The organism is Moritella viscosa, from assembly GCF_900120065.1.
In the GTDB taxonomy this organism is placed as follows: domain Bacteria; phylum Pseudomonadota; class Gammaproteobacteria; order Enterobacterales; family Moritellaceae; genus Moritella; species Moritella viscosa.
Window position 1 is genome coordinate 189,044 of the sequence record NZ_FPLG01000156.1, and the last position, 16,574, is coordinate 205,617.

A 16,574-nucleotide genomic window follows, 5' to 3' on the forward strand; every position below is an offset into this window, starting at 1 on the left:
ATAGTTCGTTACCGCATTATTTAAACGGTGCGACTATTTATTTAAACGGAGCAAATTCTGCCATTGAATCTTCGATCTGCTCTTTGCTGATCACAAAGATACCGTGACCGCCGTTTTGCATTTCTAACCAGGTAAATGGTACTTCTGGGAATTTCTCTTGCATGTGAACCATGCTGTTACCAATCTCAACAAACAGTAAACCGCCGTCGTTTAGCATATCAGGTGCTTGTGCTAGCATTTTAAGCGTTAGCTCTAGTCCATCAAAACCAGACTGTAGACCGATTTCAGGTTCGTGTTTGAACTCGTCTGGTAAGTTATCAATGTCTTCTTGATCAACATAAGGAGGATTCGATACGATCATGTCGTAACGTAAACCAGTTAGGTTCGAAAATAAATCAGATTGGATTGGCGTTACTTGATGCTCTACACCGTGATCTTGGATGTTGATCTCAGCAACTTCAATCGCGCCATGTTCAATATCAACTGCATCAATGTCTGAATCTGGGAATGCATGTGACAATGCAATGGCAATACAACCACTGCCAGTACACATATCAAGTACACGCATTGGTTCGTGTGTTAACCATGGCTGGAAACCGTTCATGATCAGTTCTGCAAACGGAGAGCGTGGCACTAATACACGTTCATCAACAAAGAACTCTAAACCTGCAAACCAAGCTTTGTTAGTCAAGTATGCAGCTGGAATACGCTCATTTACGCGACGAACGATCAGTTCTACCAATTTTAGTCGTTCAGAAGTAAGCAGTTTGGCATGACGAATTTGAGGGTCAATATCTAATGGCAGGTGTAAAGTAGGTAAGATTAACTGTACAGCTTCATCCCACGCATTATCAGTACCGTGACCATAAAAAATACCCGCATCGTTAAAACGGCTAACAGCCCAACGAATAAGGTCTTGTATTGTAATTAACTCTTTGACTGCTTCGTCAATAAAAATCCTGTCCACAATTGACTCCAATTTTGGTAAAATAACAAAATGTTTAATCAACTGAGCTTAGCAGTTGAATTTAGGTAACTTACATTATGTTTAATAAACAAATGAAAAAAAAGATGCTGCTGCAAATAGATGTAGCAAAAGAACAGGCACAGGCTGCACAAGTGAAAGTATCGCAAGCAGCGCTGAAACCAGATGAACACGCTCTTTTCTCTGATAGTATGAAAGGTATAAAACCTTTGGCACAGGATACCATACGCAAAACAAAAATCAGGGCTAATAAACCAAAAATTCAAGCAAATGATTCAATACGTCAAGAATCAGCGCAACGTGAACATTTTTTCTCCGATCAATTTGAACCACATATTGCCGACGAAGGCCCTACACGTTATATACGTGAAGGTGTTTCCCCTTATGAATTGAAGAAACTACGTCGTGGTGATTACGAACCTGAATTACTGTTAGACTTGCATGGTTTAAGCCAAGAGACAGCAAAGGTAGAAATATCTGCATTAATTGCAGAGTGTCGTAAGCAGCATATCCGCTGTTGTAATGTCATGCACGGTCATGGCAAAAACATCCTTAAGCGTCAATTGCCAATGTGGTTAGCACAGCACCCTGATGTTGAAGCATTTCATCAAGCAACCAAAACCTGGGGAGGCAGTGCAGCCTTATCTATCTTGATTGAGCTGACAAGTAAAGAAGACTTGTTTTAGTTGTCAGTCACCTGATAACAGTATTTATTGATGATAGTTTTAAGGTAATTGAGTCATGGTAACGGATAAACAAGACCTGTGGTTTGCAGCGCTCGAAGAAGAAAACAATGAGCGTCTGGCACAACTTGAAGAAGCAATGCAGGCAAAGGACAAATTGCACGAAATCAATGCGGTAAAGATAAGAAAAAAGGCGAAATCAGCAGCCGAATTCAAAGCGAAACACCCCAAACTTAGTTTTATGAAACGTTACAATGTCATCATCATCATGATACTTTTTCTGTTCATTACCGTGGCATTCAATATTTATATGTTTATACGTTAGTACCAAGTTTTTTATCAACGAGTCCCAAACAGCAGGCACAAAAAAAGGTTAGTGTATAACACTAACCTCTCAAACTCGTTTTGCTAAACTGCAAATCGTTTAATTTCACGATTCACTTCCGAGATACGCATTTTAACATTGTTACCAGCGTTATTCGGTATGATTAACAAACCTTGCTGGAACTCTAATAATCCCAAACCAGTGACATAGAGGGTTCCACGAAAAAAACTCTTTACATATCTTGCGATACGCAATGAATTAAACTGTTTAAAACTACGCATTTAGTACTCCTTTATACGCTTATATAAGTACCATCCAAGAACTCAAACAGATGGCGGCATAATATACTAACAATAGGGTAATGCAAAGATATTTAGCACTGTATTAACCCTTGTATAAAGTGTAAGCACTAATTATAAAACGCATTAATAAACCAGTGTATTACTTTATACTCGCGGGTGTTTCTAACCACTTTAAATTACAACTTTTTTCATCTAATTCTAAGCAAGCAATCGCAGATGTTGCGAAAGCTGGCATATACTTACCGGTTGTTAATGCTGAAGTGAGATAGCTCACTACAGGTAAATGTGAAACCAGTAAGATTGTTTGGTAATTATGTTGCTCAACCAGTGCGCGAACATAATCCGCGATAAATTCAGCATCCCCGTAAGGGGTTATATCATCACAGACTTCGACACTGTTTACGGTAAATAAGTTCCCGATAACTTGCCAAGTTTGTGCAGCTCGTACATAAGGACTGTGTAATACACAATCTAAAGTTGGTTCAATCGCACTTAACCAACTGGCCATATCAACAGACTGTTGTCGCCCAGTACCGGTTAATTCACGTTCCGCATCGCTGTTAGCATACAAGCCTGCTTGACCGTGTCGCATAATATAAATCTTCATACCACCACGCTACATTATCTATTGAATATCTTATAGATATTAACACAGCACCAAAAAACGATTGCATTGTAACGCGCGTTGATGACAAAAATATTAAAAACCACGTTTAGATTATGTTTTTAAACATTCTTTTCAAAAAATAATTACTTACCGCTGTTTTAACGCCATACTGAACTTATATTATTAGCAAATAGTATCGTCTTCGCACGATTTATATATCGTTAATAAGATTATACCCCAGCATTCATTACTGCATTTTAGAATCGCCATTCTTTGAAGCCGATCTAATTTATTTTCTATGCAGCCATTACATGGAGCATTCGCCTTGATAACTAGCCCAAATGATTACAAACAATATCGTCACATCACGCTCCCCAATGGTTTAGCTGTATTATTGATCCAAGATGATCAATGTAAAAAGTCCGCCGCCTCAATGTCCGTAGCAGTGGGTCACTTTGATGATCCACAACAACATGAGGGACTTGCACATTTACTCGAACACATGCTTTTTCTCGGTACAGATAAATACCCTAAACCCGGTGAATACCAATCATTCATTTCCATGCATGGTGGCAGAAATAACGCTTGGACAGGCACTGAATATACCAACTATTACTTTGATATTAACAACAGTTATTTCCATAACGCACTCGATCATTTCGCCCAATTTTTTATCGCACCAAGTTTCAATGCCGACTTATTAGACCGAGAACGCCATGCTGTTGATTCAGAATTTAAGCTAAAGCTAAAAGATGATGTTCGCCGTTTTTATCAAGTTCATAAAGAAACAGTAAATCCACCCCATCCATTTAGTAAATTTTCAGTAGGTAACCTCACTACGCTCGCAGACACAAAAACCTACACCCTGCGTGACGAACTACTACGATTTTACGAACAACATTACTGTGCCTCTTTAATGAAGTTAGTGATCCAATCTAATCTTTCACTTGATAAACAAGAACACATGCTTAACGAGATGTTTTCAGCGGTTCCTAACCGAGGCATTAACGCAGTCCCTTTAGCGATCCCTTTATATACCGACGCGCAATTACAACAAGCCATTTGGGTTGAATCGATCAGTGGTCATAAAAAATTATACATCTGCTTTCCACTTAGCGATATTCTGCCCTACTACCAAATCAAGCCATTAAGTTATATCAGCCAGCTAATCGGTGATGAAACTGAAGGGAGTTTACTGTCGCTGTTAAAACGCAAAGGTTGGGTAACCGCATTATCAGCAGGTAGTGGTCAAAGTGGCGCTAATTTTAAAGATTACAATATTATTGTGGGCTTAACGAGCAATGGCTTTAAGCACATTACCGAGATTGTCGAATTCTGTTTGCAATATATCAAGCTCATCGCAGAACAAGGTTTACAGGCGTGGCGTTATGACGAGAAGAAAAATTTTTTAGAGCAAGCATTTCGCTACCAAGAAAAAATACCGGCAATAAAGAATGTCTCTCACCTATCGCAAAACTTACATATTTATCCACCTGAACATGTCATTTATGGTGATTACATGATGACGGGCTTTGATATCGAGGCTTGTCGTTTCTTTTTACAGCAGTTTAATGCTACGAATATGCGGTTAATGGTATCGGCACCAAACTTGGACACCAATAAAACAGCCGCTTGGTATGATACCCCTTATCGTGTCGATGATTTTACACCTAACCAGCAACAACGCTGGGCGAATGTAGAGATTGATGAAAGCCTAGCACTGCCGATAAAAAACCGCTTCATGAGCTCGTCTTTAGAAGCCCTTGCGCTTGATGAAGCCAACTTGACTGAGCAACCAAGGCTAATTGATCAGAGTGAAGGTTTTAAAACTTGGTTTATGCAAGAACATGAGTTCCATTTACCTAAGGGTAATATCTTCATTTCGATAGACAGTGAATATGCCATTGCCAATACCCATAATATTGCGATGACCCGACTAGCGGTTGAGCTATTGATGGAACAATTAAACAGCCTGACTTATCAAGCCGAAATTGCAGGGATTAATTACCACATTTATGCGCACCAAGGTGGTTTTACCTTACACCTTGCCGGATTTGCCCAAAAACAGTTCGAATTATTAAAACTGATCATCGGCCATCGTCACTTACAAATGGTTGATAGTGAAACCTTCTCAAGTATTCGTAATCAACTGCTTATCTCGTGGGAAAATCAGAAACAAGCGAAACCAATCAATCGCTTATTTTCAGAACTGACTTCTGTACTGCAGCCAAACAATCCATCAAACGAACGATTAGCTAAGGCGCTGATGAGTATTAAGCAGGAACAGCTGCCTGAGTATTTGGAAAAAGTATATCAGAACATCAGTGTTGAAGTGTTAGTGCACGGTGACTGGCATCAATCTCAAGCGTTAGAGATAGGCAAGTACGTGAAAAATAAATTGCATCCATTTAGCTCACCCGGTAAAGAGACAATACGTAAATTAGTGGACATTCGCGATACAGGTTCGTTGGTGCATGAAGTTGCTGCTGAACATAATGATGCAGCGCTGATTGTTTATTACCAAGCATCAAAGATATCACCAAAAGAGCTCGCTTATTACAGTTTAGCTAATCATGTGATGTCGTCTAAATTCTTCTATGAGTTACGCACTCAACAACAATTGGGTTATGTCGTAGGTACAGGTAATATCCCGCTTAATCGTCATGCCGGTTTGATGTTCTATGTACAATCACCACATACTCAACCAGTGAAACTGTTGGATGCGATCAATGACTTTATTGATTTCTTCCCGTTCGGGATGATCTCATTTACCGAGCAGCAATGGCAATCAAGTAAACAAGGCCTAATCTCTAAATTACATGAGCCTGATGCCAACATAAACAGCAAAAGTAAACGTCTGTGGCACGCCATTGGTATTAAAGATAAAGCCTTTAATAAATCCGAGAGGATCGCAGAAGAATTAGAAAAAATAGAACGCATCGACCTTATTCGATTTATGGTGGAATTAAAATCTCGCACTTCTGACCGCTTGATCATGTCTACGATCAGCCAAGTAAATAAACATGATGATGAATACGAAGAGGCTAATGTAAAAAAACTTGAAGGCACCTATATTGCAGATGTAGAAGCCTTCCAGCAACAAAGTAATGTGTTTGAACTCTAGCTTATATAGCCATTAATGCAAAAAGGCGCTGTCGGTATTAACCCACAGCGCCTTTTTTAAAAGCAATTTTTTGTTAGCTACTTAAACCAATGAAACCACCCAAGGTAATCAAAAGGCCACCCGTGGCTTTATTGATCTTATCTTGATAACGATTGAGCATTTGTTTAAGTGTGCCACGGTTCAGCAATATGATAAAACACGACCACAGTACTGCCGTTTCTAAAAAGATAGATAAGCTGATTAATAACTTGTCTGATGTTGGTGTTTCAGGTGCAATAACCTGACTGAATGCTGCTACCATAAACATCAAGATCTTCGGATTTAATAAATTACACAATAAACCGTCTAAATACGCTTTCGTTGGACGATAATTCAATGTACCGGCATCCACTGCAATTTCACTTTTACCTGCACGCAGTGATTTAATACCAATATAAATAAGATAAGCAGCACCTAACCAGCGCACAACATTGAACAGCATTGGGTGACTCGAAATCAGTAATGAAATACCAAACAAACCTAACATCATGTGTACAGCCAAACCCGAAATAATACCACCAACACAATACCACGCGGCACGTTTAGCGTTTAGGCTACCGTATTTTAGCACTAACATCATGTCAGGGCCTGGGCTGAGCATGCCAAAAAAATTAACTACTAATAAAGACACTATAATTTCGTACATAATGATTACCACTCCATTGCGTTAGGGTAATCATAGAACGTTAATCTAAATGAATATAATGACTTCTTCTACTCTACCGCAGTCCCATTTGGAATATTGCAGCTTAATTGCGCATGTAGTTCGTCACGCAGCCATTTATGTGCCAAATCATGGTCAAAACGAGGATGCCAGATGATTGCAGCCTGTAAAATAGGTAATTTGATCGGTAATTCTTTTCGCGTAAATTGCTCACCAATGATTAATTTATCTGCAATGGAGTTAGGTATGGTCAATAAATGGTCAGTTTTAGCGATAATACTAAAGGCGGAAGAATAAGAAGGAATACGCAATGCCACATCTCTAAACAGCCCTTGAGCAGATAAGGCGACATCAATATCACCCGCTTTGTCTGAGCCCGAGGTAATAATGCCATGTGGATATTGGGTATAATTCGCTAATGTTAACACTTCATTTTCTAATGGATGTCCTTGGCGCATAATACACACGTAATTATCTTTTTCTAACGGTAAATAAGAAAGATGTTTATGCTCGGGTCGAATAATGGTTGCCCCTAAATCAATCTCGCCACGCTCCATCGCCGCTAACGTAAACTTATCCCAATAGGTGAGATTAAGTTTAATGTTCGGAGCCTGTTGATATAAATGTGCAAGAGCGGCAGGTAGAATATAGTCGGTCACGTAATCGGTTGACGCGATGGTAAACTCACGCTGAGATTGCAGCGGATCAAACCCTCCAGTCACCAACAAGCCATCAATATTATTTAAGATCTGCGCCAATACTGGTTTTAATTGCTTGGCTTTTTCGGTTAACTGACTTTTATTATCCAGTTTGATTAATAACGGATCGGCAAATATCTCACGTAATTTTGCCAGGTTTTTACTCATTGCCGATTGAGTAATGTATTGACGTTGTGCAGCGGCAGTGACTTGCTGTTCTTGTAACAAGTACTGCAAGCTGACTAATAAATTGAGGTTGATACGTTGTAAATTAATCATTTAGTTTTAATTTTAAATCTGCGTTACCTTCACGATAATCCATTGTCACCTTAAAGCCACAATATTTCGCTAGTTTAATCATGCCCGAATTGGTTGGCATGGTGAAACCAACCATATTTTTTAAACCTAATTGGCGACAAAACGCAATAATTTTCAGCATAAGTGCTTTACCTAAGCCCTGTCCTTTCAAATCTGAGCGTACCGAAATGGCAAATTCAGCTTCGCCACTATCCCAATCAAAGATAGCTTGCACCACCCCTAAAGTTTCAGGCTGACCCATTGGATTCTTAGCACTGGCAATAAATGCCATCTCACGTTCATAATCAATTTGCGTTAACATCGCCATTTCGAAATGACTGAATTTAGAACGCGAACCAAAATAACGTAGATAACGATCATCAGCCGTTAGCGATAAATCAAATGCCTGATGTTGTGGCTCATCTTCGTGACGGATCGGTCTTAATAACACCGCTTTCCCATTTTTCATGGTGTAGATACTTTCCAGCTCTTTCGGGTACGGTAAAATAGCTAACTTTTGCAGTGAACGTCGACCACGTAAACCAATATTAACCTTATCAACTTTGATGTTATAACCACTACGGCCCAATTCTAATGGATCTATCGAAATAGATTTGATCATCGGGAAATCAATAATCATCTGTGAAATTCGGGTTAATATTTCACACAAACCTTCCATGTTTAAACGCACAGATAAGCTACGCTCACGAATAATGCCCTGCTTGATAGAACCTACCACAAGATAACGGGATAACGCCATATTCAACGGCGGTAACGCAACACCCGCATCTTGATCTATGTCCCAATCACCACCAGCTTCACCTAAGCAGATAATCGGACCAAACGCCGCATCATCGACCACTTCGATGCGGAATTTATTCACCTCATCTTTGGTTAACGTCGTGTCCGACATAATACCGTAAGCAGCGAGTAACAAATTAACGCCTTTTTCGTTGACCTCTTTGACGCCTTTGCGCATCACTTTTTCGACCATCATCTTAGCGTCAGCAATCAAACCAGGATTCAAATCAGCTAATGTTTCAGGGGTTTGGATAAGTTGCTTTTGGTGACGCCTAAATTTAACAATATAATTGAAAGCATTAACCGCCACTTCAGGGGTACCGTACGACGGAATGCCCGCTTTAATCAAGGTCTGCCGGGCTATACGACCACTGGTTTCGCCCATCCACGAAGTGAATATAATCGGGCCTTTTTTGTTATTTTTAACCAGTTGTGGGATCAGTTTTTCAGCAGTGACATGGCATGATTCCGTCACCTGCGGTGCATGGATAATCAGTAAAGCATCATATTGTGCATCTTCTAATACAATATCAATTACTTTACTGTACGCCTCAGCATCAACACCGCCTAATATGTTAATCGGGTTCATAGAGCTAATTTTATTAGGCAATGCTTTTAATAGTTTCTGCTCGGTTTCATAACTTAATTCAGCCAGTTTACAACCCGATTTAATCAATACGTCAATCGCCATATACGCCGGAGAACCACCATTCGAGATGATCAACATTTTATCTCCACGCACAGAGCGCTTGATCGTAGCAATGGTTTTGATTGCCGACAGTAGTTCAAAGGTATCATTAACCCTTAGCATACCAGAGCGTTGGAATGCGGCGGTATAAGCCGTGTTATAAGAGATCTTATTACGTCGGTCTTGTAATAATGCCGTTGGTCCGCTCACGTTTGAACTTGAACGTACCACCACAATTGGTTTTTTAAATGCAGCGGCTCTTGCTGCTGACATAAAACGGCGTGTATCAATAATATTATCAACATACAAAGCGATTGATTTAGTAAAACGGTCGCGGCTTAGATAATCGATTAAATCAGCAAAATTAACATCAATGCGGGTACCAATCGAAATGAAACAAGAGAAGCCCACTCCGCGTGTTTCAGCCCAGTCGATCATAGATGTAGCAAACGCCGCAGATTGTGAAATAACCGCCACATCACCCGCAGGTGGTGCGACATGAGCTAAGCTGACATTTAGTTTAAGACGCGGATTTAATACCCCTAAACTACTTGGACCCAATACGCGAATATTATATTTGGCCGCGATTAAGCCAATCTTTTCCCAAATCTCAGCGTTACCTTCATAAGGCTCATCACTAAATAAGATAACCGCTTTACAGCCGACTTCACCGAGCTCTTTAACTATTTTTGCAACAAAACGAATCGGTGTACAAATAGCACCAAGATCAGGTGCTATGGGTAGCTCACTTGGTTTCTCATAAGCTAAAATCCCACACACATTATTCGATTTTAATGATACCGGCATAATTGGACCGTCATACTGGCTGGCAATAAGATTTTTAACAACCCAATAACCAATACTTTCGGGGCTATTTTTAGCACCAATAACGGCAATAGATGAAGGTTCTAATAATGCTTTGATATTCAATTGGGACATAGTTATAAGACCGCCTGTTAAATACTACGTTTTCTATAGGGTAATGATTTTTTGATAAAATTACGAGTAACAGCGACAATTTGATTCCACTTTCCCATGACTTTTCTTTGGGTTTGAGTTTCCAGTACTAATACCGCTTGTTCTGATGCTACCCACGAATCATTAAGTAATGATTTAGCCGCTACAATCGCATCTGGAGAGCGCGTTTTAAGGCTATCAATAAAGGTCATCGCCGCCGCCATTGGATCATCACAGACATGCGTCACCAAGCCATATTTTTCCGCTTCGATACCGCTAAATTTACGTCCTGTCATAGTGAGCTCTTTCGCTATATCAATACGGGTGAGTTCACGCATGGTGACCATGCCGCTCATATCAGGAATGAGTCCCCATTTAATTTCCATCACTGAAAATTCACAATCGGCCGTGCTATAACGGAAGTCAGCCCCTAGCGCAATTTGCAACCCACCACCAAAGCACACGCCATGCGTGACAGCAATAACAGGAACAGGGATTTGACGCCAAAGATAACCGACCTTTTGCGCCAGATTGGCGAGTTCGCCTTCTTCGCGTTTTAATAGTTTGCCGGGATTGAGGGGATTTTTGATAATACTTTTAACATCAAGACCAGCACAGAACACCTTACCATCGCCACGTACAATGACTGCTCGGATGGCTTTATTATTAGCAAGTTCTGTTGCTGTGTTATCTAATGCATAAAACATATCCATGTCTAATGCATTGTACTTTCGGCCTCGATTTAACGTAACAATGGCGACATCATCGTTAATATCTACAGTTACGCGTGGTGCTTGTATGGCGGCTTGATTATTTGGCACTTTTAACACTCCTTGTATTAGATTCAATAATAAATCGTATAACAAGATAGTAAAATAAAGAGTCACTTTAGTTTATGACATATCTCAAGCTTTTATATGCTTAGAGTAAACACCCAAATTATCTTGAAATACAATACTTAGATTCAAATATAGAGACTATTACAAGTTTTACTTAAAATGGTACTATTACTTTTTAAAGAGTTTCTGAAATTACACCTTAGAACCACACCATCGTTTGTACAACAATACCGAATTTGTTTGAACCAGCATAGCTTGCGCCGACATCAAGATGGAAAATATTAAAGGGTGAAAAACCGATACCGGCAGTAAATACTTGTTTTTTATTACCTTGCAAATCCTTCACATAACCAGCACGCAATTGCATTGCCGACGGCAGGCCAATTTCACCACCAATTCTTAGCATTTGGGTATCATCAAAACCATCGCTAACACCCGATAGGCTTTTTATATTTTCGTAGCGTTGCGTCGCATTAAGGTCAACATCAATAGCTAACGTTGCATAGTCATTACTCCAACTTAAGCCTGTAGTAACAACTGGGTTTAAATTATAACTAGCACTTGAACCATTCATCGTTTTTAAATCGACCTTTTGTGATATCAAGTTTTTAATCGCAGCACCCGCGCTTAGTCCATACTGCAAACCAACTTCCATCCCTAAATCAAGGTTGAAGCCTTTCTTGTCACTGCTCGCACCATCTTTGTATTTGTCTGGATCAAATTCATCAACGGTTTGTGAGTAGTTATAAGTAGAAATGACATTGTATTTCGGTGACATGCCAATATGTATACCACCATAACGAGTATCGAATTTATGCGCAAAGGTCATACCAAGTTCAACCACAGAGATGGCATACACACTCATTTTAGAATCGATAACGCCATTGTTAATATCATCCGCAATTACATCTGAGAAAATGAAAGAATCGGCATAGCCTTTAAGAAACACATTTGTGGAGTAATAACGAGTAGGCACAGACGCAACTAAACCAAAACCAGCTTCAGAATAGGCTTTATCTCCCACAATTTTCGCTAACGCGGCCTCAACTGCTGCGGCATCACCAGGGAGGTTAGCCTTAGAAACAACATCATAAATATTTGAAGCATCATGATATAAATCATCTGGATCATCGACTTGAAGGCCAATCACAGGTGCTAACAAACCAAAGTCATCACGCACATCATGTTTCGCCGCCATTGCAGGGTTATGAAACGAAGCTGTAACGTAGTCTGCAGTAGTGACACCAACGCCACCCATAGCATATGAGCGAGCATCAAACTCCGTCGCAGATAGCTGACAACTTGTGACTGCGATGCCAAGTATAAAAGGCAACAGCAATGATTTTGAAAATTGAATTTTCATCAGACCATGAATCCTTATGATATTTGAATAGCGATATGTTCCATCACCAAAATTATAAGGTTTATATCGTCATTCCTGCTAACAACTTTAGTTAATTTCGTGTAGTCGCACGAAAAAATGGAGAAATACACGACTTATGGATTATTTTTTGATCGTGCTCACAATGCGTAATTATGAATACTGATGCTCAGTAATGCAGCAATCAAACCTCCAATAAGAATTTTTCATTGACCTTTACAAGCGGATTACCTAAAGTACGCATCGTTATATACTATATAACAATCTGATTAGGTGACGTGTCCGAGTGGCTGAAGGAGCACGCCTGGAAAGCGTGTAAAGGGTAACCTTTCGAGAGTTCGAATCTCTCCGTCACCGCCATTCTCTTGTTTTTCAAAGTATCAAATCGTTCAAAACACCCCTGCAAGCTACTGTCTACAAAAGGTTTAGCGTTCTTTAGCTTCCTAAGTTGTTTTACAGAATCTTAAAGTTTTAGTACCATCCTTTGTACCAGCATCCTTTTCTTATGTACTTCTATCTAGCTGGTGGCACATTGACTTTTTAGAACTTCGTTTTTCAAGGTGGTACATCATGGCTAAAAAAGTTACTCCGCTCACTAATACTCAAGTCAAGCAGGCCAAGGCTTGCTAGAAAGAATTCATCCTTGCCGATGGCGATGGGCTACAGCTTAAAGTTAAACCCTCAGGCTCTAAAACATGGGTATTTAAATACTCGAAACCCTTTACTAAAAAAAGAACCAATCTAGGGCTAGGTATCTATCCTGAAGTATCATTAGCACAAGCCAGAGATAAGCGTAAAACATACCGTGAACTGTTAGCGCAAGATATTGACCCTAAAGGTTACAAAGACCAAGAGCATTTAAAAGAACAGGAAAAGCACAACAATAGCTTACAAGTAGTCGCAGAAAATTGGTTTGGTATAAAAGAAACAGCAATCACGACCGACTATGCAAAAGATATATGGCGTTCGCTTGAATTACACCTATTCCCTACATTAGGTAAATATCCCGTAGCAAGCTTAACTGCGCCCGTGGTTATAGCAGTATTAAAAAAAGTAGCCGAAGCTGGTAATTTAGAAACGGTTAGACGTTTAGCGCAACGATTAAATGAAATAATGACCTTTGCCGTCAATACAGGCTTAGTCCATGCGAATCCATTAAGTGGTATAAAATCAGCGTTTGAAAAACCTAAACGTGAACACATGCCGACGATCAAGCCAGAAGAACTACCCGAACTAATGCTGACGCTAAACCGTGCTAATTTGCAGATGATCACGCGCGCATTAATCGAATGGCAATTACATACAATGACTCGTTCAAATGAAGCAGCAAAGGCTGAATGGTCAGAGATAGATATAGAAAACAAACTTTGGGTTATACCTGCTTCACGAATGAAAATGAAACGCGAACATACCATACCGCTAACTAACCAGATGTTAGACATATTAACGCTGTTAGAAAACTTTAAGCGCCCTCACTGCCCTTACCTATTTCCCTCACACAATGCGCCTAAAAAGCATATTAATACGGAAACGGTAAACAAAGTATTACGCCGTATTGGTTATCAAAACCGTTTAGTAGCGCATGGTTTCAGGGCATTAGCCAGTACAACGCTTAATGAACAGGAATTCAACCCTGATGTGATTGAAGCTGCACTTGCTCATGTTGATAAAAATGCCGTACGTAAAGCCTATAACCGCGCTGAGTATTTAAAACATCGCATTGAGTTAATGTGCTGGTGGTCAGATCATATTGAGAACAGTGCGAAGGGAAGCTTAAGTGTTACCGCTGAAGTTCATTTTCGTAAAGCAGTTTAGGACTTTATCATTAATAGCAGCCTGTTCTTCTTGCCAACTATAAGTACCTATAACAACTCCCGCTAATATTGAGTGGGAGTCACGATATCTACTACTTACTGAGACATTTATGCAATTTTCTGAACGATTTAAGTTTTCTGATTGGCCAAACAAAGAAATACCGAAGGTCTCAGCTGGTATTTATGCTATCTGGAATGGTGATGAGTTATTTTACTGTGGTATGTCAGGTAGAGAGATAGAGAATAATTTACATAAGAAAAAATATGGACTAATTACCCGACTTCATAGCCATTCGACAGGTAGGTTAAGTGGTGACCAATTTTGTGTTTACGTTGCTAATTGGTAGGATATAGTTTTATTTTTTAATCTATTACTAGGGATTATTTGCTTCATTGGTTGCTATAAATTCACACCTTCATACATTACCAGAGCTTGACCTATCATTACGTATGGATAGCTACAAATCACAGAAAGCACGTGTATTTACAACTATTGATAGCTTTATGTGCTCTCATTGAGATACGATTTCAATGTTACTTGACGCTAAATTCCCCCTCATTTCAAACCATCATGTGAGCATGCGCGAAGTGAAGTACAGGATCGCTTGGAAGAACTAACATAACACGTTAATCAATAAAACATAGAGCATAACTATTCGTCTTATACAGGGTTCTGTATAGTAAAATTTTATGTGTAAATACTGCATAGCACACGTATATATGGAGAAATTTTGTGGTTAGTGATGAACAGAGAGCTTTAATTCAAGAGATTGCTACAGCGGATTCTCTTGGTGAATCAATTGCAATTTTCAGTTTAACTAAAGAGTTATTGGATGGATGTAAATTCATCTTCGCTTCAGATAGTGGCCCTTCACCGGGTCTTTCTGTGGGGCAGGACTTCAAGGATGGTTCAGCTATTCGCAGCTTATTCAGCACAGAAAAAGTGTTAGTTTTAGATAACGAAACTTTGAGAGATATGTCATTAGGGACTGCAGAATTTCAAATAGATTATTCAATTTCACTTGATACTCAGGCCCTCAGTTATCTTGAACCATACATAAGCGGAAACGTTAATAAATTACCCCATGATTTTAGAGATATATTTCAATTTATTTCACAAAATAACGTGTTTGTTGACCCTATGCCATACATTCACGAAAACTACTACAACTTGGGTGATGAAAAAGCAGCGGATAAGATTTTCAATAAACTAAAAGCTTATGAACTGTTGAGAAATTTGGATACTGAGGCTATCAAGCATGAATCGATAGTTAAGGCTTGCATATCTGACTCTGAGTTAATAATGAAAACACAGCAGCAGATGTCACGAATGTATGCAACTTTGAATGATGCTATTTTTATGAAAGAGTTGGATATCAACTTTAACTATCAATATGCGCATTTGCTTAAAATGATAATTATTCAGCTTCATAACCCGAAAAAAGACAGATTTATGAAAGTTAAAGAGTTCCTGGACTTCTGTCACGTTAAGATCTCAGCTATTGGATTCAGGGAAGTATTTATAGCATGTACATTCTTTGATAAAGGGCAAAAGTTGGGTTTCTTCAGTAAAATACAGAAGAATAAAAAAGATCTTTTTAAAATAATTAAGGGAATGGCTTGGGACCTATACCATGTTCGACAGATGGAGCGCGTAGCAACATTAAAACCAGATGAACGTGCAAGGTATTTTTTTCCTTCGTTCTTAACATGCGACAAGCGATTAATCGAAATTTTAGATTTGTACCCTTTAAAATGCTTAGCATACATTGAAGGGATTTATGAACCTATGCCATTTTTTGATGGCGATATACTAGAAGCCTTGGCTCAAATAGATGCAGAAAAAGATGAAATCTATGACAAATTTTTTACTGAATCAAGTTCTAACAATCGAGCTGATAAACGAGAAAGTGCTCGGGAAGACCTCTCAAATTTAGTCAGTCAATTAGAAGCAGACTTAAGTGATATTGCTAATGTTTCTGTTTAGTTGCCAATTTTACACATAACATATAAGAATAGGTGTCGCGCAACCGACACCTTATTCGGATGTTGAACAAATCCGAGCCTTTCTTTATATAGTAAATAACGTGTTTGCTCTTGGTGGGAACTTCGTCTTGGGGCTAAACCTAAGACTAGCGAAATTGTAATGTCGGTAAGGTTCTGCTTTTCGTTGCTTCAGTTTTCCCGTCTTAGTATTTAGAGATAACTGTATAATAGCCTGTGTCGATGATGTCTTTATCGGCAATACGCCTCGATACAAATAGCATGATAGATATTGCAAGACGGGAAGACCATTGCACCACTTGACGCTTTATTTCTATCCCCAGATGAGTTAGCTGCAATACCGAATCTCTAACGTTCACTCAAAAC

14 protein-coding genes, 1 tRNA gene and 1 pseudogene are annotated in these 16,574 nt (G+C 39.3%); 7 read left to right on the forward strand and 9 right to left on the reverse strand.

The window, feature by feature from the left end; translation table 11 throughout:
- Positions 1-37: 37 nt before the first annotated feature.
- Complete coding sequence (gene prmB / locus BT797_RS23025; RefSeq protein WP_075473633.1) at positions 38-967, reverse strand: 50S ribosomal protein L3 N(5)-glutamine methyltransferase; 930 nt, start codon at positions 965-967, stop codon at positions 38-40.
- Between the two features lie 77 nt (positions 968-1,044).
- Here prmB and smrB point away from each other — a divergent pair, with 77 nt between their 5' ends.
- Together smrB and BT797_RS23035 are read left to right on the forward strand one after the other, a co-directional pair.
- Complete coding sequence (gene smrB / locus BT797_RS23030; protein ID WP_139291756.1) at positions 1,045-1,671, forward strand: endonuclease SmrB; 627 nt, start codon at positions 1,045-1,047, stop codon at positions 1,669-1,671.
- A 55-nt stretch (positions 1,672-1,726) separates the two neighbouring features.
- Complete coding sequence (locus BT797_RS23035; protein WP_045109428.1) at positions 1,727-1,993, forward strand: hypothetical protein; 267 nt, start codon at positions 1,727-1,729, stop codon at positions 1,991-1,993.
- Between the two features lie 83 nt (positions 1,994-2,076).
- Here BT797_RS23035 and BT797_RS23040 read toward each other — a convergent pair whose 3' ends face one another.
- Positions 2,077-2,274, reverse strand: a complete 198-nt coding sequence (locus BT797_RS23040; protein WP_045109427.1) for a DUF1107 family protein — start codon at positions 2,272-2,274, stop codon at positions 2,077-2,079.
- Between the two features lie 160 nt (positions 2,275-2,434).
- Positions 2,435-2,902, reverse strand: coding sequence for a phosphohistidine phosphatase SixA (sixA, locus tag BT797_RS23045; RefSeq protein ID WP_045109426.1), 468 nt, complete (start codon positions 2,900-2,902; stop codon positions 2,435-2,437).
- Between the two features lie 325 nt (positions 2,903-3,227).
- Here sixA and BT797_RS23050 point away from each other — a divergent pair, with 325 nt between their 5' ends.
- Entirely contained in the window at positions 3,228-6,026 is a 2,799-nt protein-coding gene (locus BT797_RS23050) for an insulinase family protein (protein WP_075473634.1), read from the forward strand.
- Between the two features lie 73 nt (positions 6,027-6,099).
- On the opposite strand, the gene BT797_RS23055 is transcribed toward BT797_RS23050, so the two are convergent.
- The 5 genes from BT797_RS23055 to traF all read right to left on the reverse strand — a co-directional run bounded on the left by BT797_RS23055 (position 6,100) and on the right by traF (position 12,372).
- Positions 6,100-6,711 (reverse strand): LysE family translocator, encoded by a 612-nt coding sequence (locus BT797_RS23055; protein ID WP_045109424.1) that lies wholly within the window; start codon positions 6,709-6,711, stop codon positions 6,100-6,102.
- A gap of 68 nt (positions 6,712-6,779) precedes the next feature.
- Positions 6,780-7,706 carry a LysR family transcriptional regulator gene (locus BT797_RS23060; protein WP_075473635.1) on the reverse strand — a complete coding sequence of 309 codons (927 nt, stop codon included), beginning with the start codon at positions 7,704-7,706 and terminating at the stop codon, positions 6,780-6,782.
- The gene (locus tag BT797_RS23065; RefSeq protein ID WP_045109422.1) at positions 7,699-10,152 is read right to left on the reverse strand and encodes a bifunctional acetate--CoA ligase family protein/GNAT family N-acetyltransferase; all 2,454 of its coding nucleotides are present in this window, start codon (positions 10,150-10,152) and stop codon (positions 7,699-7,701) included. The genes BT797_RS23060 and BT797_RS23065 overlap by 8 nt, the downstream gene beginning before the upstream one ends.
- 17 nt (positions 10,153-10,169) lie before the next feature.
- Positions 10,170-10,991 carry a crotonase/enoyl-CoA hydratase family protein gene (locus BT797_RS23070; protein WP_045109421.1) on the reverse strand — a complete coding sequence of 274 codons (822 nt, stop codon included), beginning with the start codon at positions 10,989-10,991 and terminating at the stop codon, positions 10,170-10,172.
- Between the two features lie 217 nt (positions 10,992-11,208).
- Positions 11,209-12,372, reverse strand: coding sequence for a conjugal transfer protein TraF (traF, locus tag BT797_RS23075; RefSeq protein ID WP_075473636.1), 1,164 nt, complete (start codon positions 12,370-12,372; stop codon positions 11,209-11,211).
- A 290-nt stretch (positions 12,373-12,662) separates the two neighbouring features.
- On the opposite strand from traF, the gene BT797_RS23080 reads away from it, so the two are divergent.
- From BT797_RS23080 to BT797_RS23095, 4 genes and pseudogenes are all read left to right on the forward strand, one after another.
- Positions 12,663-12,750: transfer RNA gene (locus tag BT797_RS23080), tRNA-Ser, on the forward strand.
- A gap of 210 nt (positions 12,751-12,960) precedes the next feature.
- Positions 12,961-14,205, forward strand: a pseudogene (locus BT797_RS23085) (integrase domain-containing protein).
- Between the two features lie 109 nt (positions 14,206-14,314).
- Positions 14,315-14,551 carry a hypothetical protein gene (locus BT797_RS23090; RefSeq protein ID WP_211705613.1) on the forward strand — a complete coding sequence of 79 codons (237 nt, stop codon included), beginning with the start codon at positions 14,315-14,317 and terminating at the stop codon, positions 14,549-14,551.
- Positions 14,552-14,937: 386 nt separating this feature from the next.
- Entirely contained in the window at positions 14,938-16,191 is a 1,254-nt protein-coding gene (locus BT797_RS23095; RefSeq protein ID WP_075473637.1) for a hypothetical protein, read from the forward strand.
- Positions 16,192-16,393: 202 nt separating this feature from the next.
- On the opposite strand, the gene BT797_RS24025 is transcribed toward BT797_RS23095, so the two are convergent.
- Complete coding sequence (locus tag BT797_RS24025) at positions 16,394-16,567, reverse strand: hypothetical protein (RefSeq protein ID WP_175545666.1); 174 nt, start codon at positions 16,565-16,567, stop codon at positions 16,394-16,396.
- Between the last annotated feature and the right edge of the window lie 7 nt (positions 16,568-16,574).